The sequence below is a fragment of the Pseudomonas sp. 50_B genome (assembly GCF_017491625.1).
Taxonomy (GTDB): Bacteria; Pseudomonadota; Gammaproteobacteria; order Pseudomonadales; family Pseudomonadaceae; genus Aquipseudomonas; species Aquipseudomonas danubii.
In genome coordinates this window covers 430,028-450,010 of record NZ_JAFGYX010000001.1, presented here as the reverse complement: position 1 = coordinate 450,010, position 19,983 = coordinate 430,028, and the positions used below count along the sequence as shown (strand labels likewise).

General features: G+C 61.8%; 18 protein-coding genes. 11 read left to right on the top strand and 7 right to left on the bottom strand.

The features are described from left to right. Positions 1 to 64 precede the first annotated feature (64 nt). The 3 genes from J5M73_RS02160 (at position 65) to J5M73_RS02150 (ending at position 1,834) form a co-directional block, all read left to right on the top strand. On the top strand, positions 65 to 985 hold the full coding sequence (locus J5M73_RS02160) for an SPFH domain-containing protein (RefSeq protein WP_102862164.1): 921 nt from the start codon (positions 65 to 67) through the stop codon (positions 983 to 985). Positions 986 to 995: 10 nt separating this feature from the next. Beyond that, on the top strand, positions 996 to 1,445 hold the full coding sequence (locus J5M73_RS02155) for an NfeD family protein (RefSeq protein ID WP_102862165.1): 450 nt from the start codon (positions 996 to 998) through the stop codon (positions 1,443 to 1,445). A gap of 71 nt (positions 1,446 to 1,516) precedes the next feature. Further along, the gene (locus J5M73_RS02150) at positions 1,517 to 1,834 is read left to right on the top strand and encodes a DUF2388 domain-containing protein (RefSeq protein ID WP_016966055.1); all 318 of its coding nucleotides are present in this window, start codon (positions 1,517 to 1,519) and stop codon (positions 1,832 to 1,834) included. A gap of 72 nt (positions 1,835 to 1,906) precedes the next feature. Here the strand turns inward: J5M73_RS02150 and J5M73_RS02145 are convergent, their stop codons facing one another. Then, positions 1,907 to 2,581 carry a TetR/AcrR family transcriptional regulator gene (locus tag J5M73_RS02145; protein WP_102862167.1) on the bottom strand — a complete coding sequence of 225 codons (675 nt, stop codon included), beginning with the start codon at positions 2,579 to 2,581 and terminating at the stop codon, positions 1,907 to 1,909. Positions 2,582 to 2,723: 142 nt separating this feature from the next. Between J5M73_RS02145 and J5M73_RS02140 the strand changes: the two genes are divergently transcribed. Continuing rightward, positions 2,724 to 3,608: a 2,4-diacetylphloroglucinol hydrolase gene (locus J5M73_RS02140; protein ID WP_102862168.1), complete on the top strand. Its 885-nt coding sequence runs from the start codon at positions 2,724 to 2,726 to the stop codon at positions 3,606 to 3,608. A 52-nt stretch (positions 3,609 to 3,660) separates the two neighbouring features. On the opposite strand, the gene J5M73_RS02135 is transcribed toward J5M73_RS02140, so the two are convergent. Next, positions 3,661 to 4,263: a TetR/AcrR family transcriptional regulator gene (locus J5M73_RS02135; protein WP_102862169.1), complete on the bottom strand. Its 603-nt coding sequence runs from the start codon at positions 4,261 to 4,263 to the stop codon at positions 3,661 to 3,663. A 462-nt stretch (positions 4,264 to 4,725) separates the two neighbouring features. Between J5M73_RS02135 and J5M73_RS02130 the strand changes: the two genes are divergently transcribed. The 6 genes from J5M73_RS02130 (at position 4,726) to J5M73_RS02105 (ending at position 11,078) form a co-directional block, all read left to right on the top strand. Next, entirely contained in the window at positions 4,726 to 5,814 is a 1,089-nt protein-coding gene (locus J5M73_RS02130; RefSeq protein WP_102862170.1) for a hydroxymethylglutaryl-CoA synthase, read from the top strand. 29 nt (positions 5,815 to 5,843) lie between these two features. Beyond that, positions 5,844 to 7,040, top strand: coding sequence for a thiolase family protein (locus J5M73_RS02125; RefSeq protein ID WP_102862171.1), 1,197 nt, complete (start codon positions 5,844 to 5,846; stop codon positions 7,038 to 7,040). A gap of 12 nt (positions 7,041 to 7,052) precedes the next feature. Further along, positions 7,053 to 7,493 (top strand): OB-fold domain-containing protein, encoded by a 441-nt coding sequence (locus J5M73_RS02120; protein ID WP_102862172.1) that lies wholly within the window; start codon positions 7,053 to 7,055, stop codon positions 7,491 to 7,493. A gap of 208 nt (positions 7,494 to 7,701) precedes the next feature. Further along, complete coding sequence (locus J5M73_RS02115; RefSeq protein WP_102862173.1) at positions 7,702 to 8,751, top strand: type III polyketide synthase; 1,050 nt, start codon at positions 7,702 to 7,704, stop codon at positions 8,749 to 8,751. 110 nt (positions 8,752 to 8,861) lie between these two features. Next, positions 8,862 to 10,139 carry an MFS transporter gene (locus J5M73_RS02110; RefSeq protein ID WP_207814972.1) on the top strand — a complete coding sequence of 426 codons (1,278 nt, stop codon included), beginning with the start codon at positions 8,862 to 8,864 and terminating at the stop codon, positions 10,137 to 10,139. 6 nt (positions 10,140 to 10,145) lie between these two features. Further along, the gene (locus J5M73_RS02105; protein ID WP_207814970.1) at positions 10,146 to 11,078 is read left to right on the top strand and encodes a fumarylacetoacetate hydrolase; all 933 of its coding nucleotides are present in this window, start codon (positions 10,146 to 10,148) and stop codon (positions 11,076 to 11,078) included. Between the two features lie 7 nt (positions 11,079 to 11,085). On the opposite strand, the gene gcvP is transcribed toward J5M73_RS02105, so the two are convergent. Continuing rightward, complete coding sequence (gene gcvP, locus J5M73_RS02100) at positions 11,086 to 13,959, bottom strand: aminomethyl-transferring glycine dehydrogenase (RefSeq protein WP_207814968.1); 2,874 nt, start codon at positions 13,957 to 13,959, stop codon at positions 11,086 to 11,088. A 191-nt stretch (positions 13,960 to 14,150) separates the two neighbouring features. Here gcvP and J5M73_RS02095 point away from each other — a divergent pair, with 191 nt between their 5' ends. Beyond that, the gene (locus tag J5M73_RS02095; protein ID WP_207814967.1) at positions 14,151 to 15,290 is read left to right on the top strand and encodes a DegT/DnrJ/EryC1/StrS aminotransferase family protein; all 1,140 of its coding nucleotides are present in this window, start codon (positions 14,151 to 14,153) and stop codon (positions 15,288 to 15,290) included. Between the two features lie 58 nt (positions 15,291 to 15,348). Here J5M73_RS02095 and gcvH read toward each other — a convergent pair whose 3' ends face one another. The 4 genes from gcvH to J5M73_RS02075 form a co-directional block, all read right to left on the bottom strand. Beyond that, positions 15,349 to 15,732, bottom strand: coding sequence for a glycine cleavage system protein GcvH (gene gcvH / locus J5M73_RS02090; RefSeq protein ID WP_102862178.1), 384 nt, complete (start codon positions 15,730 to 15,732; stop codon positions 15,349 to 15,351). A gap of 52 nt (positions 15,733 to 15,784) precedes the next feature. After that, positions 15,785 to 16,867 carry a glycine cleavage system aminomethyltransferase GcvT gene (gene gcvT, locus J5M73_RS02085; protein WP_102862179.1) on the bottom strand — a complete coding sequence of 361 codons (1,083 nt, stop codon included), beginning with the start codon at positions 16,865 to 16,867 and terminating at the stop codon, positions 15,785 to 15,787. A 154-nt stretch (positions 16,868 to 17,021) separates the two neighbouring features. Beyond that, on the bottom strand, positions 17,022 to 18,638 hold the full coding sequence (locus tag J5M73_RS02080; RefSeq protein WP_102862180.1) for an iron ABC transporter permease: 1,617 nt from the start codon (positions 18,636 to 18,638) through the stop codon (positions 17,022 to 17,024). A 241-nt stretch (positions 18,639 to 18,879) separates the two neighbouring features. Further along, positions 18,880 to 19,881, bottom strand: coding sequence for an extracellular solute-binding protein (locus tag J5M73_RS02075; protein ID WP_102862181.1), 1,002 nt, complete (start codon positions 19,879 to 19,881; stop codon positions 18,880 to 18,882). Positions 19,882 to 19,983: the final 102 nt, after the last annotated feature.

The window sequence follows — 19,983 nt, the reverse complement described above, 5'->3', positions numbered from 1 at the left end:
GCCGGACACCGCCGTACACTCGTGCTCCTCGAGCCCTTGAGCAATGACTGAACAGGTGAATGTTATGCAGATCGGAAGCGTGCTGTTACTTTTTGTCGGCCTCGCGGTGGCCCTGGTGTTCATGGGGTTCAAGGTCGTGCCCCAAGGCTACCAGTGGACAGTGGAGCGCTTTGGTCGCTACACCAACACCCTCAAGCCGGGGCTGAACATCATCATTCCGGTGATGGACCGCATCGGTCGCAAGATCAACGTCATGGAAAGCGTGCTGGACATTCCCCCTCAGGAAGTCATCACCGCCGACAACGCCACGGTACAGATCGACGCCGTGTGCTTCTTCCAGGTGGTCAACACCGCCCAGGCGGCCTACGAGGTCAACAACCTAGAGCACGCCATCCGCAACCTGCTGCAGACCAATATCCGTACCGTGCTCGGTTCCATGGAACTGGACGCGATGCTGAGCCAACGTGACGGCATCAACGAGAAACTGCTGCGAACCGTTGACGAAGCCACCGCGCCCTGGGGAATCAAGATCACCCGTATCGAGATCAAGGACATCAGCCCGCCTGCCGACCTGATGGCGGCCATGTCCGGGCAGATGAAGGCCGAACGGGTCAAGCGTGCCCAGATCCTCGAAGCCGAAGGCCTGCGGGCAGCGGCCATTCTGACCGCCGAAGGCAAGAAGCAGGCGCAGATTCTGGAAGCCGAGGGTGAACGTCAGGCAGCCTTCCTTGAGTCCGAAGCCAGGGAGCGCCAGGCCGAAGCCGAGGCCCGGGCGACCCAGGTGGTATCCGAGGCGATCGCCAGCGGCAACGTCCAGGCGATCAACTACTTCGTCGCGCAAAAGTACATCGATGCCCTGGGCAAGCTGGCGTCGGCCAACAACAGCAAGGTGATCCTGATGCCACTGGAAGCCAGCCAGGTGATCGGCGCCGTGGGCGGCATTGGCGAAATCGTCAAGGCCACGTTCGACGGCAAGAAGGTCTGAGGCCCGATCCATGTTGGCATTCCTGCACGCCCTATCGTTCTGGGACTGGCTGGCCCTGGGCACCGTATTGCTGATTCTCGAAGTGTTCGGTGCCGGCGGCTACCTGCTGTGGATCGGCCTGGCGGCTGCCGCCGTAGGGGTCCTGACCTTTCTGATTCCCGGCCTGACCTGGGAGGTGCAGTTCCTCCTGTTCGGCCTGCTATCGGTGCTGACCGCCCTCTACTGGTGGCGTCGCCAACGCAGTGTGGTGCGCCCCAGCGACCAGCCGAACCTGAACCTGCGAGGGCAGGAGCTGGTCGGCAAGACCTTCGTGGTGCATCAGGCGATTGTTGACGGCCGTGGCCGGATCAAGGTCGCCGATGGGGTGTGGATCGCCAAGGGCGCCGACGCGCCTGTGGGCGCCCGGGTACGTGTGATTGGCCAGGAAGGCGCCATTCTGCTGGTCGAAAACCTTGACTGATGGGTCACGGAACTCCGCTGGGGTATCTAGAATCAAACGGTGCAGATAACCCCCAGTTGGAGTCACCCATCATGCGTCTGAAAATAGCTGTCGCCACCCTTGCCCTGCTTTCTCTTCCCGTTGGTTCGGCAATGGCCGACACCTTCTGGCGTAACGTCATTTCCTCCGGCGCCACCACCGGCTCCACTTACCTGACCTTCAAGGATCACAAGCTGATCGTCGCCGCCCAGGACGACGCCGGCAGCTTCGTCGCCAGCGAAGGCAGCATTCGCGGCCCGTACCTGGAAGCCGCCATGCAGAAAGTCCGCGCCGACAATCCCGGCCTCAAGGCCACTGATATGGAACTGGCCAACGCGATCCTGGCGAAGAACGCCGTCGCACAGGAGTAAGGATCGTCCCAGGGATGGCTGACAGAAAGCGCCGACCTCAGGGTCGGCGTTTTTTTTCGCCCGAATGACACGCTAGGCTCTGCCAGAAGCCCGGGCCACCGCCGCCAGGCCAGCCAGGGCATAGCTCATCATGTGCTCGATCAGGGCCGGCGGGTCCAGCTCCAGGCCGGGCAGTACGTTGCGCGCCAGCGGCTGATGGGCGATCAGCAGGAACAGGCAGGGCGCGAACACACTGACGGCACTGCGCAACGTGGCCGGATCTTCCGGCGACAGGTGCATGATTTGGCCGAGAATGGTGCGCACGATCTTCGCCTTGGGGAACGCCTGCTCCTCCAGAACCGCCGGCAGCACCGACGAAGGCGACAGCAGCTCGCGGGTCAGCACTTTCAGTGCCCAGCCCTCGCGCTGATTGTTCAGCCCCTCGATCAGCACAGTGATGATCGCCCGCAGCTTATCTTCGGCACTGTCCTGGCTCTCGCTCAGGCTGATCATGGTCTCGATCCGCACCAGGCGATCGTGGGCTTCGCGCAGCACCGCCCGGTACAGGCCGTCCTTGTTCTCGAAGTGATAGTTGACCGAGGCGTTGTTGGCCTTGGAGTTTTCGCAAATCTGCTTGCTGGTGGTGTTGGCGTACCCCAGCTCGGCAAAGAGCTGGCCAGCCGTTTCCAGGATCTGCTGGCGAGTTGCCTGGCCATCCTGACGCGGCGCACGGGCCGCAGCAGGCGGCGGGGAAGCGGAAACGACCATAGACGCTCTCACTAAGTTAAATTCAAATTTGACTTTTGCTTATGGACTGCTTAGCTAAAAAGCGCCAGTTTCTCGTTCAACTCCGCGAGCGGATTGCACGAACGTGGCGGCTACTCGTCAATTCACGCCAAAGGATATCAGCATGGAAGCGCGCATCATGACTCCCTTCACCTACTTCTCACTGCCCATGCAGAAGCTCTTCCTGCGTAACCAGGTGGCAATCCGAAACAAGCCCTACGCCAAGTATTTCCGCTCGGAAATGCGCGTGCCGCTGTCCGCTGTACGCAAGATCCAACAAGGCCCGATGGACCTGAAAGACACCCTGACCCCAAGCGTCGAGGACATCAATCGTCTGCTCGACCCGGACTTCGTCAGTGAGGAGTCCGGCTACGCCCTGCTACCGGGGCCGATGGCTTATGTGCAAAGCCGCAAGTTCTTCCCCGGCTGCACCGCACAGATGTTCAAGTGGTGGTTCATGTGGCACCCGGCGGAATCGGAGCGCTATACCCTGTGGTTCCCCTACGCCCATGTCAGCAACCCCTGCGTGAACCATCAGCGCCTGAGCGACGAATCCTTGAGCTTCGAGGAGCGGCTGTATGGCAACACTTTCTGCGCATCGGAGTATGTCGGCGATCGCCTGATGCACCTGCACATCGATTTTCAGGAACCAGCCAGCCTGGGCCTTGACCCTGACCTGTATCGCGAAGCGAAAATCGACGGCAGCGTCAGTGCCTTGATGAGCCTGGCCGATCACCCAGAGGTGCCGGTGTCATTGATGGTGCATCTGTTCAAGGAGGTGCCGGGCGGCATGTACCTGACCAGCCGTTACTGGGTCGGATCGCACCCATCGATGGCCCGCTTTCCCGGAGCTGAAAAAGCATCGGCGCTGCTCAAGGAAAGTGGCTTTGGCGAAGCCGAGCTGGAAACCCTGGCCTATGAATTTGCCGTGCACGATATGTGCGAGTTCAATCATCTGGCCAGCTTCCTGCCGGACCTGTATCGGGAGTTCGGCGCGACTTCAGCCTGAAACAACAGCCATTAAGCCCGCACAACTCAAGGGCTTAATGGCTGGCAATGAATCAACGTGGCGTATCAGGACAAACACCGTTGATCAGCAGAGAAGTGAACTCCTCAATGTCCTGTTCCGCCGTCAACTGCTCGGTCAGCAACCGATACCAGCAAAAACCAAAAATCATATCCAGCAGCAATTCACGGTTGGTGTCCTTGGGGAGCTCGCCATTGCTGATGGCATTTTCCACCAGTTTTTTCGGCAACTCCCTTCTGCGCTCCATGAATTGATCCTTGAGCTGGGTCAATGTTGCTGGATCCAACTGCGCTTCAGCGATGACACAGCGGAAAGCCTCTCCGCATATGGTTTCTCGCCAGACTTTCCAGAGATTGCGTAGCAAAAAGTCGAGATCCGCCTTGAACGAGCCGAGATCAGGAAATTTCCTGACCTGTTCACTCTCGTTTTCATAAACTTCCGCGATCAATGCCGCCTTGTTCGACCACCACCGATAGATCGTCGGCTTGCTGGCACCCGCCCGGCGGGCGACGGACTCGATACTAAGCCCGGAATAACCGCATTCCTTAAGGATTTCGATGGTGGAACTGAGGATGGCTTTATGGGTATGGGGACTTCGCAACGAGCCGATGGAGCTGCGAGATGGGGTACGAGCCACAATAAAAAATCTCCAGGCAGGGCGCTTGACAAACGCAACGCAGGGTATAGGATTCCTCCGAATCGAAATGAAACGGTCCGTTTCGTTTCATTCTTAAAAGAATCATGAACTTCTTGCACCGATCTATCTAGTTTTTAAAGTATCTCATTAGGGTTGAGTAAATCAGGCCCTGCAACTGCGAGTCCCTCGGATTCGAGGCTGCGGCCCGCTTCCCAAAAAGAGACTAGATCGTCTGAAATTATTACTAAACGAAACGTTCCGTATCATAGCATAGAGAGGTTAAGAAAAACAGCTTTCGAGTGGGTTTTCCCCTATTCGGAGTCTGCTGTCCCCCCCCTCTGGGCCGCCGGTTTATGCGGTGTCGCCACGAGACAGACAGCAAAATTGTTTTCCGTATGTTTCAAGGGTGCTTCTGAGCAGGCACGACCCAGTTTTCTCAAAAAGAATGGAATCAAGAGGAAAATGAACGTGAAAAAAGTAGGCATTGTCAGCTATGGCGCGGGTATTCCGGTATGCCGCCTCAAAGTCCAGGACGTGATCAACGTCTGGAAAAACACCGAGCTCAAGCTGGTCGAGGAAAACCTCGGCGTCACTGAAAGAGCCGTGCTGCAGCCCGATGAAGATGTCATCACCCTCGGTGTGCTGGCGGCGCAACGGGCCCTGGATAAAGTCCCCGGCCATGAGCTCGAAGCCCTGTACCTGGGTACCTGCACCAACCCCTACGACTCACGAGCCTCGGCTTCGATCATCCTGGAAATGCTCGGCAGCGGTTACGACGCCTATTGCGCCGACGTGCAGTTTGCCGGCAAGTCCGGCACCTCCGCCCTGCAGATCTGCCAGGCCCTGGTGGCCTCCGGCATGACCGGCAGCGCCCTGGCCATCGGCGCCGACACCATCAACCGTAACACCGCGCCGGGCGACCTGACCGAGTCCTATGCTGGAGCCGGCGCCGCCGCCCTGCTGATCGGCAATCAGAACGTCATCGCCGAGTTTGACGGCAGTTTTTCCTGCGCCGCCGATATCGCCGACAACATCCGCCCCCAGGGCGATCGCTACATTCGTTCCGGGATGGGCCTGGGCTCGGACAAGAACAGCATCGGCCTGGAAGATCAGACCCGCCGCGCCGCCGAAGGCCTGATGGCCAAACTGCGTACCAGCGCCGCCGACTATGACTACGTGGTGTTCCAGCAGAACCTGGTGTCCACGCCCTATTCCCTGGGCAAGCACCTGGGTTTCAACACCAAGCAGATCGAACCGGGGATCTACGCCGGCGATGTGGGTGACACTGGCGCCGCCAGCCCGCTGCTCGGCCTGATCAACGTGCTGGACCAGGCCCGTCCGGGGCAGAAGATCCTCATGGTGTCCTATGGTTTCGGGGCCGGCAGTGACGCCATTGCCCTGACCGTCACCGACGCCATCGAGCAGTACCAGAAGCACAACACACCCCTGCGCGAACTGCTCGAAGCCAAGACCTATGTCGATTACGGCACCTCCATCAAGTACGAGTTCAAGTACCTGCGGGCTGACTACGCCCTGACCGCCTACCTCTGATTACGCCTGTCTACGCAAGGAGCATGTACATGTGCGCACGTCGTGTTGCAATCGTTTCGGCCGCCTATACGCCGAAGCCCGGAAGTTCACGAGTTCGGCAGACGTTCAAGGAAATGATCGTCGAGTCCGCCTATAAAGCCCTCAAGGACGCCAAGATGCACCCCCGGGAAATCCAGGGGGTCGCCTATGGTTATCACGGTGAAGGCATTTCCGAATATGGCGGCCTGGGGCCGACCATTTCCGACGCCCTGGGCATCAGCCCGGCGCCGACCTTCATGAGCACCGCCAACTGCACCAGCAGTTCGGTGTCGTTCCAGATGGGTCACCAGATGGTCGCGTCCGGTGAGTACGACATCGTCCTGTGCGGCGGTTTCGAGAAGATGACCGATCACTTCAACTACGCCGAGTACATCGGCTCCAGCACTGAATGTGAATACGATTACTTCCTCGGCATCTCCCACACTGACGCCTTCGCCCTGGCCACCGCCGAGTACTTCCAGAAGTTCGGCTACGCCGGTCGCGAGGCTGATGTACTGGCCACATTTGGCCGGCAGATGCGCATCTATGCCCACAACACCCCGACCGCCACCCGCTATGGCCAGCCGATTCCCACCCTGGAAGCGCTGAAGAACAGCGAAGCCTGCGGTTCGATGCTGGCCTGGGGCGAAGCCAGTGGCTGCGCCATCCTGGTGGCCGAACACCTGGCCCACAAGTACACCGACAAGCCGGTGTTCGTGCGCGGCTGTGCCTACACCGGGGTCTCACACTACTTCGGCACGCGCTTCCACAATCCGACCCTGCATCACCCGGGCCTGCCCAAGGACGTGGGCATGGCCGTCTCGGCCAACTCCATCGCCTGCGCGGAAATTGCCTACAAGAAAGCCGGGATCACCGCCAAGGACATCGACGTGGCCCAGGTCTACGACCTGCTCGGCGCCGGGCTGATCCAGATGGAATCCATGGGCATCTGCGGCAAGGGCCAGGCCGGCGACTTCGTACTCGAAGGCGGCATCGCCCTGGACGGCCAACTGCCACTGAACACCGACGGCGGCAACATCGGCCGCGGCCACGCCTCGGGCTGCGACGGCATCCTGCACATCACCGAGCTGTTCCGGCAGCTGAGGGGTGAATCCGACAACCAGGTCAAGGGCGCACGCATCGGCGTGTCGCAGAACCTTGGCGGTTATGCGGCGCACAACTCAGTGATTGTCCTCTCGAACGACTAAGGAGCCCGGACCATGTCCATGTACCCAGAACAGATCCACAGAATGACCACTGCCAGCATGCTCCGCGAATGGCGCGAGCATGGCGGCAAGTACCGCCTCGAAGGCAGCCAGTGCGAAGAGTGCAACGAAATCTTCTTCCCAAGGCGCACCGTCTGCGGCGCCTGCAATTCCCTGAGCGTGAAGCCTTACCGCTGCAAGCGCACGGGCAAGATCGAAGTCATGGCCCACGCCGAGAACCCGGTCCTGGCCGCCATGGGTTATGGCGAAACCGTGCCGCGCGTCATGGCCATGGTGCGCCTGGATGACGGCCTGGTGATTGCCTCGGAGATCGTCGATGTCTGCGATCCACAGCAGCTGAAAGTCGGCGCGCCAGTGCGCATGGTGATTCGCAAGCATGTGCGCGAAAGCAACCTGGCCTGGCAATACGCTTATAAGTTCGTACTGGATATATAAGTTGTTGTTCAAGGTGCCTTTATATAAGGCACCTTGAAGTTAGCCATTAAAATAAAATCCAACTTAAAAGTTACATCAACGGCCGCTTCACGCCTCGAAGTTGCCTTAAGGCCCTGATTTCCTTTAGGGCCTACAGATTCCTGTGCCTATGAACGGGGACTATCCCCACCCCTTAACTTATTGGCTTACTTAGAGCCAAGGACCCATCATGTCTACTCTTTGCCTTCCACACGTCATGTTTCCGCAACACAAGATCACCCAACAGCAGATGGTTGATCACCTGGAAAACCTCCACGCCGACCATCCGCGCATGGCCCTGGCCAAACGCATGATCGCCAACACTGAAGTCAACGAGCGCCATCTGGTGCTACCGATCGACGAACTGGCGGTACACACCGGCTTCACCCACCGCAGCATCGTCTATGAGCGTGAAGCCCGGCAGATGTCGTCGGCGGCGGCGCGCCAGGCCATCGAAAATGCCGGGTTGCAGATCAGCGACATCCGCATGGTGATCGTCACCTCCTGCACCGGCTTCATGATGCCGTCGCTGACCGCGCACCTGATCAACGACCTCGGCCTGCCCAATTCCACCGTGCAACTGCCCATCGCCCAGCTGGGCTGCGTGGCCGGTGCCGCGGCCATCAACCGGGCCAACGATTTCGCCCGGCTCGATGCACGCAACCATGTGCTGATCGTGTCCCTGGAGTTCTCTTCGCTGTGCTATCAGCCAGACGACACCAAGCTGCATGCCTTCATCTCCGCGGCCCTGTTCGGCGATGCGGTGTCGGCCTGCGTGCTGCGCGCCGACGACCAGGCCGGCGGTTTCAAGATCAAGAAGACCGAGTCGTTCTTCCTGCCCAAGAGCGAGCACTACATCAAATATGACGTGAAGGACACCGGCTTCCACTTCACCCTGGACAAGGCGGTGATGAACTCCATCAAGGATGTGGCGCCGGTGATGGAGAAGCTCAACTACGAGACGTTCGAACAGAACTGCGCGCACAACGACTTCTTCATCTTCCACACCGGGGGACGCAAGATCCTCGACGAGCTGGTGATGCACCTGGACCTGGCCTCGAACCGGGTCTCGCAATCGCGCAGCAGCCTCTCGGAAGCCGGCAACATCGCCAGCGTGGTGGTGTTCGACGTGCTCAAGCGCCAGTTCGATTCCAACCTGAATCGCGGCGATATCGGCCTGCTGGCAGCCTTCGGCCCAGGCTTCACTGCGGAAATGGCCGTCGGTGAGTGGACCGCCTGACGGGAAAACCTGCGTCTGTCCGACCTGACGTTGCCGGGCTGTAAGGCAACGTCAGGCCGCACCCTCACGGCGCGCCGCGCCGGGTTCATGGTTTTCAAGGAAGCAGAGCGATGAACGCTGGAATACCAACCACGGCTGCCGACAGCCGTTACGAAAGATCCATGGTGCTGTTGCTGTCACTGAGTTTCGGGCTGGTGGGGCTTGATCGCTTCATCATCCTGCCGCTGTTTCCGGTGATCATGCACGACCTGCAACTGGACTATCAGGACCTGGGCTACCTGTCCGCCGCGCTGGCCTTCACCTGGGGGCTGTCCGCCCTGGGCATGGGCGGCGTGATCGAACGCCTGGGCACCCGCCGCGTGCTGGTGGCCTCGATTGCCGTGCTGTCGCTGCTGTCCGGCTTCTCCGCGCTGGCCACCGGCGTGCTGGGGCTGGTGATCCTGCGCGGGTTGATGGGCATCTGCGAAGGCGCCTTTACCCCGACCAGCATCATTGTTACCAACGAAGTCTCGCGCCCTGACCGACGCGGGCTGAACCTGGGTATCCAGCAGGCGCTGTTCCCGATTCTCGGCCTGTGCCTGGGGCCACTGATCGCCGCCTACCTGCTGCAGCTTTCCGGCTCGTGGCGGGCGGTGTTCGCCATCATTTCCCTGCCGGGCCTGCTGCTGGCCGGCTACCTGTGGAAGGTCTACCGGCCGCTGCCGGCGCCCTCCACCGCAGGCCTGTCTGGCAGCGCCGGGCGCAACTGGCTGGTGGCGTTCAAGAGCGGCAACGTCAGCCTGAACATCCTGATCATGTTCTGCATCCTCACCTGTCAGTTCGTGCTCTGCGCCATGCTGCCCAGTTACCTGACCGACCACCTGCACCTGGAAACCCTGTCCATGGCCTTTGTCATCTCGGCCATCGGCCTGGGCGGCTTCATCGGCCAATTGATCATTCCTGGAATGTCCGACCGCCTCGGACGCAAACCGGTGGTATCGGCCTGTTTCATGACCAGCAGCACCCTGGTGGGCCTGCTGATCGTCAGCCCGGCGATTCCCTGGCTGCTGTTTCTGCTGTTGTTCCTGCTGTCGTTTTTCAATTTCAGCCTGATCTGCATGACGGTCGGCCCGCTGACCAGTGAATCCGTGACCCCGGCCCTGCTGCCGACGGCGACCGGGATTGTCGTGGGTTTCGGCGAGATTCTCGGGGGCGGGCTGTCCCCGGCCGTGGCCGGGTTTGCCGCCAGCCATTTCGGCCTGCCGTCGATCCTGTACGTGGCCCTGAGCGGCAGCCTGATCGGCTTGCTGATGTCATTTCTGCTCAAGGAAAGTGCGCTCGAACCTCGCCGGACGCGAGCCCCCGAGCCGCTGCCCATCCTCCCCGCCCCCTTGCCCCTGAAGGACTAGAGAATCATGGACGATTACCTGCTGTTGCTGGATGTCTGCCACAAGGAACAGCGCGCCATCGGGCTGTTCGACTTGCACAATGGTCGCAGCATGCATGCCCTGTCCGAACACGGTGGGTTATACGAAACCCTGCATTTCTGCGCCCGCCGACACCTGGATTGGAGCGAGTACCTGCGCAGCCTGCCAGCCCATCCGCAACAGCCTTGCGAGGGACACCCGCAAGGGCCGCTGCGTCCGCCACTCAAACCCAGCGACAGCCTCCTGGCCCAGGTCAGCGAGGTCAGCCTGAACACCCCGAACACCCGCCAGGGCTGGTTCTACAAGGGCAACGGCAGCCTGCTCAAGACCGACGGCGAGGCGCTGATGATCCCGTATCACGCCCTGAGCATTTGCAGTCAGCCGGGCGTGTTCTGCGTGTATCTGGTGGACCACTTCAAGCAACTGCGCTTTGTCGGCTTCAGCCTGGGTCATGACATCCATGACCCGTTGCTCAGCCGCCAGGACGCCAGTTCCTGCGCACAATCACGCCTGCGCCAGTGCGCCATCACTCCGGCGCTGATCCTCGGCGAGCTGCAGAGCAGCCTGTCACTCAATGTACGGGTTGAACGCCAGGGCGTGCAGTTGTCCTACCTCAGCTATCGCCTTGATCTGCAGAACTGGTGGGCGATCCGCAAATACTCCCAGGCCTTCCTCGAACAGCATGAGCAGTTCCTGCAACCGGGCATGGTCCACTACGTGTTCCACAGTGCCTGCCGGCGTGAGAACGAACTGCAGCTGCAGCACGGCGACTGGCTGGACCTGGACTGCCCGGAGCTGGAGCTGGGCCTGAGCAACCAGGTCAGCGAAGAAGAGCTGCTGCACCTCTATCCCCTGGAGAGTCAGCCACACCGGGGCCGCGCCCACGGCAGCCGTCCCACGCGGCTACGCCAGCACTACTGAGGCGGACTCAGCGATAGGCCGCCACCGGGACACAGGCGCAGAACAGGTTGCGATCGCCGTAGACGTTGTCCACTCGGTTCACCGCAGGCCAGTACTTGTGGGCCCGGGCATGGCCACTGGGCAGCACCGCCTGCTCGATGCTGTAGGGCCGCTCCCAGATCCCGGTGATGTCCGCCAGGGTATGGGGAGCCCCCTTGAGCGGATTGTCCTCGGCCGGCCAGTTGCCCTCCTGGACCTGGGCGATCTCGGCACGAATGCTCAGCATGGCCTCGACAAAGCGGTCCAGCTCAGCCTTGGACTCGCTTTCGGTGGGTTCCACCATCAGCGTGCCCGGCACCGGGAAGGACATGGTCGGGGCATGAAAGCCGTAATCCATCAGACGCTTGGCCACATCCTCCTCGGTAATCCCGGTCAGCGCCTTGAGCGGCCGCAGGTCGAGGATGCATTCATGGGCCACTCGGCCATTACGCCCGCTATAGAGCACCGGGAAGGCGCCGCTGAGCTGGGCGGCCAGGTAGTTGGCGGCGAGGATCGCCACCTCGCTGGCATCCGCCAGTTGCGGCCCCATCAAAGCGATGTACATCCAGCTGATGGGCAAGATACTGGCGCTGCCCCAGGGCGCCGCACTGACCGCGCCATTCTCTGCAAGCGGCCCGTCGATGGGCACCACCGGGTGATTGGCGACAAAGGGCGCCAGATGGGCTCGCACGCCGATCGGCCCCATCCCCGGCCCGCCGCCGCCATGGGGAATACAGAACGTCTTGTGCAGGTTCATGTGCGAGACATCGGCGCCGATGTCCGCAGGCCGAGTCAGGCCCACCTGGGCATTGAGGTTGGCGCCGTCCATGTACACCTGGCCGCCGTGGCTGTGGATAACTTCACAGATCTGGCTGATGCCCTCTTCATAGACGCCATGGGTCGAGGGGTAAGTGGCCATCAGGCAGGACAGCCGATCACCGGCGGCCTGGGCCTTGGCCGTCAGATCCTCCAGGTCGACGTTGCCAGCCTCATCGCATTCGACGATCACCACCTGCATCCCGGCCATTTGGGCCGAGGCCGGGTTGGTGCCATGGGCCGAGGCCGGTATCAGGCAAATGTGCCGCCCGCCTTGCTGGCGGCTCTCGTGGTAACGACGAATGGCCAGCAACCCCGCGTATTCGCCCTGGGCACCGGAGTTGGGCTGCATGCAGATGGCATCGAAGCCGGTGATGGCGCACAACCAACGCTCCAGTTCCTCGATCATCAAGGTGTAGCCGACGGCCTGCTCCCGAGGTGCAAAGGGGTGCAGGTTGGCGAATTCCGGCCAGGTGATGGGGACCATCTCGCTGCTGGCATTGAGCTTCATGGTGCAGGAGCCCAAGGGGATCATCGACTGGTTGAGCGCCAGGTCCTTGTTCTCCAGTTGTTTGAGGTAGCGCAGCATCCGGGTTTCGCTGTGATGGGCGCTGAACACCGGATGCGTCAGGTAGGGGCTGCGGCGCAACAGGCTGTCAGGAAGACCCGAGGCCAGCACCTCGGCATCCAGTTCGGCGACGTCCAATCCATGATCCGCGCCGAGAAACACGTCCAACAGCCGGGCCACGGTGGTTTCGTCACAGGTCTCATCAAGGCTCAGGCCCAACTGGCCACGGCCGAGAATCCGCAGGTTGATCTGCAGCGCCTTGGCGCTCTCGATGATCGCGGTCTGACTGCCGCCCACCTCCAGGGTCAGGGTGTCGAAGAAGTGCCGGTTGACCCGCGTTATGCCGTGGCGCTCAAGGCCCGCAGCGAGGATGCAGGTCAATCGATGCACCCGCTGGGCAATGCGCTTGAGGCCAGCCGGACCGTGATAGACCGCATAGAAGCCGGCGATGTTGGCCAGCAGCACCTGGGCGGTGCAGATGTTGGAGTTGGCCTTCTCGCGGCGGATATGCTGCTCGCGGGTTTGCAGAGCCATGCGCAAGGCCACCTGCCCGCGGGCATCCTTGGACACGCCGATGATGCGCCCGGGCATCGCCCGCTTGTATTCGTCGCGACAAGCGAAAAACGCTGCATGAGGACCGCCGTATCCCATGGGCACGCCGAAGCGCTGGGAGGAGCCCAGGACCACATCGGCCCCCAGCTCGCCGGGCGGGGTCAGTACCAACAGGCTGAGCAGATCGGTGGCCACACAGGCCAGGGCCTGCTGGGCATGCAACTGATCGATCAACGGCCGCAGGTCGCGGATCTCGCCGTGGGTATCCGGGTACTGCAACAGCGCGCCAAACACCTGATGCGCGGGCAAGTTATCCACAGCGTCGACGATCACCTCGAAACCGAACCCCTCGGCCCGGGTGCGCACCACGGAGATGGTCTGGGGATGGCAGTGTTCATCGACAAAAAACAGATTGCTCCTGGACTTGGCCACGCGCTTGGCCAGGGCCATGGCTTCGGCCGCTGCGGTGGCCTCGTCCAGCAAGGAGGCGTTGGCCAGATCAAGGCCAGTGAGGTCGATGGTCATCTGCTGGAAATTCAGCAGGGCTTCGAGTCGGCCCTGGGCGATTTCCGGTTGGTAGGGCGTGTAGGCGGTGTACCAACCGGGGTTTTCCAACACGTTGCGCAGGATCACCGTCGGCGTCAGGGTGCCGTGGTAACCCATGCCGATCAGGCTGGTCCAGACTTGGTTCTGCGCGGCATACCCCTTGAGCTTGGCCAGGGCCGCCTGTTCATCCAGTGCCGGTGGCAGGTCCAGGGCGCGATTGAGGCGGATGCCCGGCGGCACCGTCTGCTCGACCAGCTCGATCCGACTCCCCAGCCCGAGGCTGGCAAGCATCGCCTGCTGCTCCTCGGCATCGGGCCCCAGGTGCCGGTGGAGAAATGCGTTGGGCTCGCGTAACTGGCTCAGGGATGGCGACAGGGACATGGCAGGCTCTCTCCGATAAGCGGCGCTCAGCTTCGATGCAACAGGGTGCCAAGCAGCATAGCAGCCGATTCTGCGCGTCGACGCGCTGGCATCCCGAGGCAATCGGTACCATCATGCAGGGCGTCCGCGCGCCGGCCCCGGTGCGCCGCAACCCCTGCTCTCATCGTCCGCTTATCGGGTGCCCCATCGTCATGAGCCAACCGTCTTTCCTGCCGTTCTCCAAACCCACCATCGATGAATCCACCATCGCCGCCGTCGGCGAAGTGCTGCGTTCGGGCTGGATCACCAGCGGCCCCAAGGTCCAGGCGTTCGAAGCCCAGCTCTCGGCGTTCTTCGGCGGACGCAGCGTGCGTACCTTCAACTCCGGCACCTGCACCATGGAGATCGCCTTGCGCATTGCCGGCATCGGCCCTGGAGATGAAGTCATCACCACGCCGATTTCCTGGGTGGCCACCGCCAACGTGATTCTCGAAGTGGGTGCCACGCCGGTGTTCGCCGACATTGATCCGATCACCCGCAACATCGACCTGGCCCAGGTGGAAGCTGCTATTACGCCACGCACCAAAGCCATCATCCCGGTGTTCCTGGCCGGCTTGCCGGTGGACATGAGCCGCTTGTATGCCCTGGCCAAGAAACACGGCCTGCGGGTGGTGGAAGACGCGGCCCAGGCCCTGGGTTCCAGCTGGAATGGCCAACGCATCGGCGCCGGTGGCGACTTCGTGTCCTTCAGCTTCCAGGCCAACAAGAACGTCACTTCGTCCGAGGGCGGCTGCCTGGTCCTCAATACCCCTGAAGAAGTGCGCCTGGCCGAGAAGTACCGCCTGCAAGGGGTCACCCGCAACGGCTTCGACGGTCTGGATGTGGATGTGCTGGGGGGCAAGTTCAACATGACCGACGTCGCCGCCGCCATCGGCCTGGGGCAGTTTGCCCATATCGAGGCGATCACCGCCCATCGCCGTGAGCTGGCCCGGCACTACTTCGAATGCTTCGGCAGCGACTTCGAGGCCCGCTATGGCGCCCAGCTACCGCCGGCGGATTTCAGCAACAGCAACTGGCACCTGTTCCAGCTGGTGCTTCCGGAGCGCAAGGACGGCAAGCCGGCCCGCGCCACCTTCATGGAGCAGATGCAGGAACGGGGCATCGGCATCGGCTATCACTATCCGCCGATTCACTTGCTGAGCCTGTACCGCGAGCGCGGTTTCAAGGAGGGAATGTTCCCGGTGGCGGAACGGGTCGGTCGTCTGATCGTCTCGTTGCCGATGTTCACCGCCATGAGCAAGGCCGACGTGGAACGTGCGGTGGCGGCGGTGAAAGAGGTGTTGCAGGCTTAGGCCTTCGCGAGCAAGCTCGCTCCTGCACAACAGGAGCGGGCCTGCTTGCAGGAATGCCTTACTCGCCGATGGCGGCCTTGTAGCCGGCGGCGTCCAGCAGTTTCTCCAGATCGGCCGGGTTGCTCGGCTTGAGCTTGAAGATCCAGGCGTCGTAAGGCTCGCTGTTGAGCAGCTCGGGGCTGGTGCTCAGATCTTCGTTGACCGCGATCACTTCACCGGCCACCGGGGCATAGATGTCGGAAGCGGCCTTGACCGACTCCACCACGCCCGCCTGGTCCCCTGCGCCAAACACGTTGCCAACTTCCGTCAGCTCGACGAATACCACATCGCCCAGGGCTTCCTGGGCGTGGTCGCTAATACCCACGGTCACACTGCCGTCAGCTTCCAGACGGGCCCATTCGTGACTATCGGCAAAACGCAGGTGGGCAGGGATATCGCTCATGTTCTGTGTCCTCAAGAAGAAGTGTCAGCGGCGCAATGCCGGCTGGAAATAGTTAGATCAAGGTCTTGCCGTGGCGCACGAAGGTCGGTTTGACCACCCGGACCGGGTACCACTTGCCGCGGATTTCCACTTCGGCACGGTCAGCGGTGGCCATCGGCACCCGCGCCAGTGCGATCGATTTACTCAGCGTAGGGGAGAAACTACCACTGGTGATCTCACCTTCGCCAACATCGGCGATGCGAACCACTTGATGCGCGCGCAAAACCCCACGCTCTTCCAGTACCAACCCCACCAGCTTTTGCTTCACCCCGGACGCTCGCTCAGCCTCCAGAGCGGTACGACCGATGAATTTGCGTGACGACGGCTCCCAGGCAATGCTCCAGGCCATGTTCGCTGCCAAGGGCGAAACATCCTGGTGAATATCCTGGCCGTAGAGGTTCATGCCGGCTTCCAGGCGCAGGGTATCCCGGGCGCCCAGGCCGATAGGCGAGATCCCCGCTCCCACCAGATCGTTGAAAAAGGCCGGCGCCTGATCGGCGGGCAGGACGATTTCCAGTCCATCCTCACCGGTGTAACCGGTACGGGCGATGAACCAGTCACCGTCGGTGCCGGCTTCGAAAGGCTTGAGCTGTTGAATCAGGGCGCCACGGGACTGGGTCACCAACTCGGCGATCTTGTGCCGGGCCTGAGGTCCCTGGATCGCCAGCATGGCCAGCTCCGGTCGCTCGCGCAGTTGCACCTGGAACTCACCCAACTGCGCCTGCATCCAGGCCAGGTCCTGATCCCGGGTGGCGGCGTTGAGCGCGAGGCGATAAGCGTCCTCGAGGCGGTAGACGATCATGTCGTCGACGATGCCGCCGCGCTCATTGAGCATGGTGCTGTACAAGGCCTGGCCAGGGTGCTGCAAACGTTCGACATCATTGGCCAGCAAGTGCTGGAGCCAGGCCTTGGCCTGGGCGCCGCTGACATCGATCACGGTCATGTGCGATACATCGAACACACCGCAATCACGTCGCACCTGATGGTGCTCCTCGACCTGCGAGCCGTAATGCAAAGGCATATCCCAACCGCCAAAATCGACCATTTTCGCGCCGAGGGCGAGATGCAGGTCATACAGAGGCGTACGCTGTCCCATGGGTTTCTCCTTCCGGGCGTGGCGAGGGTGCGGACTGGCGCTGCTAGGGTGAAAGCCTTGAAATAGATGGCTTGCAGCCGATTTCAGCGTCCCGGCCAAACAACAGGCCGCACCGAATGCCGCGCATTGTAGCCGCAAGGTGCAAGGCTGGCACCTAACCGATTCGATGGGCTGAGCGACGAATCAGGCCAATCACCGGCAGCAGGCCAACCAGTACCAGGGTCAGCGCCGGCAACGAAGCTCGCGCCCACTCCCCTTCACTGGTCATTTCGAAGATCCGCACCGCCAGCGTGTCCCAGCCGAACGGGCGCATCAGCAAGGTGGCGGGCATTTCCTTGAGCACATCGACGAACACCAGCAAGGCCGCGCTCAGGGTCCCGGGCAGCAATAACGGTAGATACACTTTGAAAAACAGTCGCGGCCCACCCACCCCCAGGCTGCGCGCGGCTTCGGGCAGCGACGGGCGAATCCGCTCCAGGCTGTTTTCCAGCGGTCCGTAGGCTACCGCGATAAAACGCACCAGGTAGGCCAGCAACAAGGCGGACAGGCTACCCAGCAACAGCGGCTTGCCGGCCCCGCCCAACCAGCCGGACAACGGAATCACCAGTTCCCGGTCCAGATAGCTGAAGGCCAGCATGATCGATACCGCCAGCACCGAGCCGGGCAAGGCGTAACCGAGATTGGCCAGGCTGACCCCGGCGCGGATGCCTCGGGTCGGCGCCAAGCGTCGGGCGAATGCCAACAGCAAAGCCACGCAGACGGTGATCAGCGCCGCCATGCCTCCCAGGTACAGGGTGTGGACAATCAGCCCGGCATAGCGCTCATCCAGGTCGAAGCGCCCGCGCTGCCAGAACCACACCAGCAGTTGCAGCAGCGGGATCACGAAGGCACAGGCAAATACCAGCAGGCACCAGCCCGTAGCCGCCATGGCCTTGAGCCCAGACAGGTGGTACAGCGCCTTGCCCCGGGGCCGCTCGTTGCCGGTGCGACTGGCGCCGCGGGCGCGTCGCTCGCCGTACAGCACCAGCATCACCGCCAGTAGCAACAGGCTGGCCAGTTGCGCGGCACTGGATAGACTGAAAAACCCGTACCAGGTCTTGTAGATAGCGGTAGTGAAGGTGTCGAAGTTAAACACCGACACCGCGCCGAAATCCGCCAGGGTCTCCATCAGCGCCAGGGCGACCCCAGCGCCGATGGCCGGCCGCGCCATCGGCAGCGCCACGCGCCAAAAGGCCTGCCAGGGCGACTGCCCAAGCACCCGAGCGGCCTCCATCAAGCCTTTGCCCTGGGCCAGGAAGGCGTTGCGTGCCAACAGGTAGACGTAGGGATAGAACACCAGCACCAGCACCAGGATCACGCCGCCGGTGGAGCGCACTCTCGGTAGCCGCAAGCCTGTGCCGAACCATTCCCGCAGCAGACTTTGCACCGGTCCGGAAAAATCCAGCAGGCCGACGAAGACAAAGGCCAGTACATAGGCCGGGATCGCGAAGGGCAGCATCAGCGCCCAATCCAGCCAGCGCCGTCCGGGAAACTCGCAGAGGCTGGTGAGCCAGGCCAGGCTCACCCCCAGCAGCGTGACGCCAACGCCGACCCCGAACACCAGGGTCAGGGTGTTGCTCAACAGACGCGGCATCTGCGTGTCCCACAGGTGGGACCAGATCTGCTGGTCGACGGCCTGCCAGGACAGCAGCAGCACACTCAGCGGCAACAGGACCAGGGCCGCTACGGCGAAGACCAGGGGATACCAGCGACGTTGGGCAGGATGGGCCACAAAGAACTCTCGGGCAGGTGGAACAGACAAAAATACTTGCGCAAAACGCGTGGAGCGATGGAGCTTGCTCCCGCTGGGTGCCATGGCCGCCCCAACGGCTGCAACCACGTTACGCCAGTTGAATCACGTATTCAGGGCTTGCCACTGCTACGCGGTGGAACGGGAGCAAGCTCCCTCGCCACAAAAGCCCAACCGTTAAACAAAACGCCCCGCAAAAGCGGGGCGCAGTATAACGGCAGTCTCAGTTCCAGCCAGCGCGGTCCATCAAGCGAATGGCCTCGGCCTGGCGCTTGCCGGCGATCTCAACCGGCAGGGTATCGGCCACGAATTTGCCCCAGCTGGCCACTTCCGCAGAAGGCGCCACCGCCGGGTTGGCCGGGAACTCCTGGTTGACGTCGGCAAAGATCTTTTGCGCTTCAGGCGTGGTCATCCACTCCACCAGCGCCTTGGCCGCCTCCGGATGCGGCGCGTACTTGGTCAGGCCAATACCCGACAGGTTGACGTGCACCCCGCGATCGCCCTGGTTCGGCCAGAACAGCTTCACCGCCAGGTCGGGCTTCTGCTTGTGCAAGCGGCCGTAATAGTAGGTGTTGACGATGCCAACGTCGCATTGGCCGGCGTTGATCGCATCCAGCACCGCGATGTCATCGGAGAACACATCGGTGGACAGGTTGTTGACCCAGCCCTTGATGATCTCTTCGGTCTTCGCCGCGCCGTGGGTCTCGATCAGGGTGGCAGTCAGCGACTGGTTGTAGACCTTCTTCGCGCTACGCAGGCACAGACGGCCTTCCCACTGCTTGTCGGCCAAGGCTTCATAGGTGGTCAGTTCGGAAGGTTTGACCCGCTCGGTGGAGTAGGCCAGGGTCCGCGCCCGCAGGCTCAGGCCGGTCCAGGCGTGGTTGGAAGAGCGGTATTGCAGAGGGATGTTGCTGTCGATGACCTTGGAGGTGAACGGTTGCAGGATGCCCATCTGCTCGGCCTGCCAGAGGTTGCCGGCGTCCACGGTGAGCAGCAGGTCGGCGGTGGCGTTTTCGCCCTCGGCCTTGATCCGCTGCATCAGCGGCGCTTCCTTGTCGGTGATGAACTTGATCTTCACCCCGGTCTTCTGGGTGTAGGCATCGAACACCGGCTTGATCAGCTCATCGATACGCGAGGAGTAGACCACGACTTCATCGGCAGCATGGGCGGCGGTGCCGATGAAAGTGAGTGCCAGGGCGGTCAGTAGACGCTTCGGTGCCAACATGGGAGCAGTCTCTCGATTATAAAATGAGGCGAAATGATAAGGACTCCCATTTGCCTTCTCAACCGAACCTGACGCCGAGGCGTTACCAGATGTTGCGTAGAG

Coding starts and splice junctions, on each gene's coding strand:
- J5M73_RS02160 (WP_102862164.1), top strand. CDS start 65: ATGCAGATCGGAAGCGTGCTGTTACTTTTTGTCGGCCTCGCGGTGGCC.
- J5M73_RS02155 (WP_102862165.1), top strand. CDS start 996: ATGTTGGCATTCCTGCACGCCCTATCGTTCTGGGACTGGCTGGCCCTG.
- J5M73_RS02150 (WP_016966055.1), top strand. CDS start 1,517: ATGCGTCTGAAAATAGCTGTCGCCACCCTTGCCCTGCTTTCTCTTCCC.
- J5M73_RS02145 (WP_102862167.1), bottom strand. CDS start 2,581: ATGGTCGTTTCCGCTTCCCCGCCGCCTGCTGCGGCCCGTGCGCCGCGT.
- J5M73_RS02140 (WP_102862168.1), top strand. CDS start 2,724: ATGGAAGCGCGCATCATGACTCCCTTCACCTACTTCTCACTGCCCATG.
- J5M73_RS02130 (WP_102862170.1), top strand. CDS start 4,726: ATGAACGTGAAAAAAGTAGGCATTGTCAGCTATGGCGCGGGTATTCCG.
- J5M73_RS02125 (WP_102862171.1), top strand. CDS start 5,844: ATGTGCGCACGTCGTGTTGCAATCGTTTCGGCCGCCTATACGCCGAAG.
- J5M73_RS02120 (WP_102862172.1), top strand. CDS start 7,053: ATGTCCATGTACCCAGAACAGATCCACAGAATGACCACTGCCAGCATG.
- J5M73_RS02115 (WP_102862173.1), top strand. CDS start 7,702: ATGTCTACTCTTTGCCTTCCACACGTCATGTTTCCGCAACACAAGATC.
- J5M73_RS02110 (WP_207814972.1), top strand. CDS start 8,862: ATGAACGCTGGAATACCAACCACGGCTGCCGACAGCCGTTACGAAAGA.
- J5M73_RS02105 (WP_207814970.1), top strand. CDS start 10,146: ATGGACGATTACCTGCTGTTGCTGGATGTCTGCCACAAGGAACAGCGC.
- gcvP (WP_207814968.1), bottom strand. CDS start 13,959: ATGTCCCTGTCGCCATCCCTGAGCCAGTTACGCGAGCCCAACGCATTT.
- J5M73_RS02095 (WP_207814967.1), top strand. CDS start 14,151: ATGAGCCAACCGTCTTTCCTGCCGTTCTCCAAACCCACCATCGATGAA.
- gcvH (WP_102862178.1), bottom strand. CDS start 15,732: ATGAGCGATATCCCTGCCCACCTGCGTTTTGCCGATAGTCACGAATGG.
- gcvT (WP_102862179.1), bottom strand. CDS start 16,867: ATGGGACAGCGTACGCCTCTGTATGACCTGCATCTCGCCCTCGGCGCG.
- J5M73_RS02075 (WP_102862181.1), bottom strand. CDS start 19,881: ATGTTGGCACCGAAGCGTCTACTGACCGCCCTGGCACTCACTTTCATC.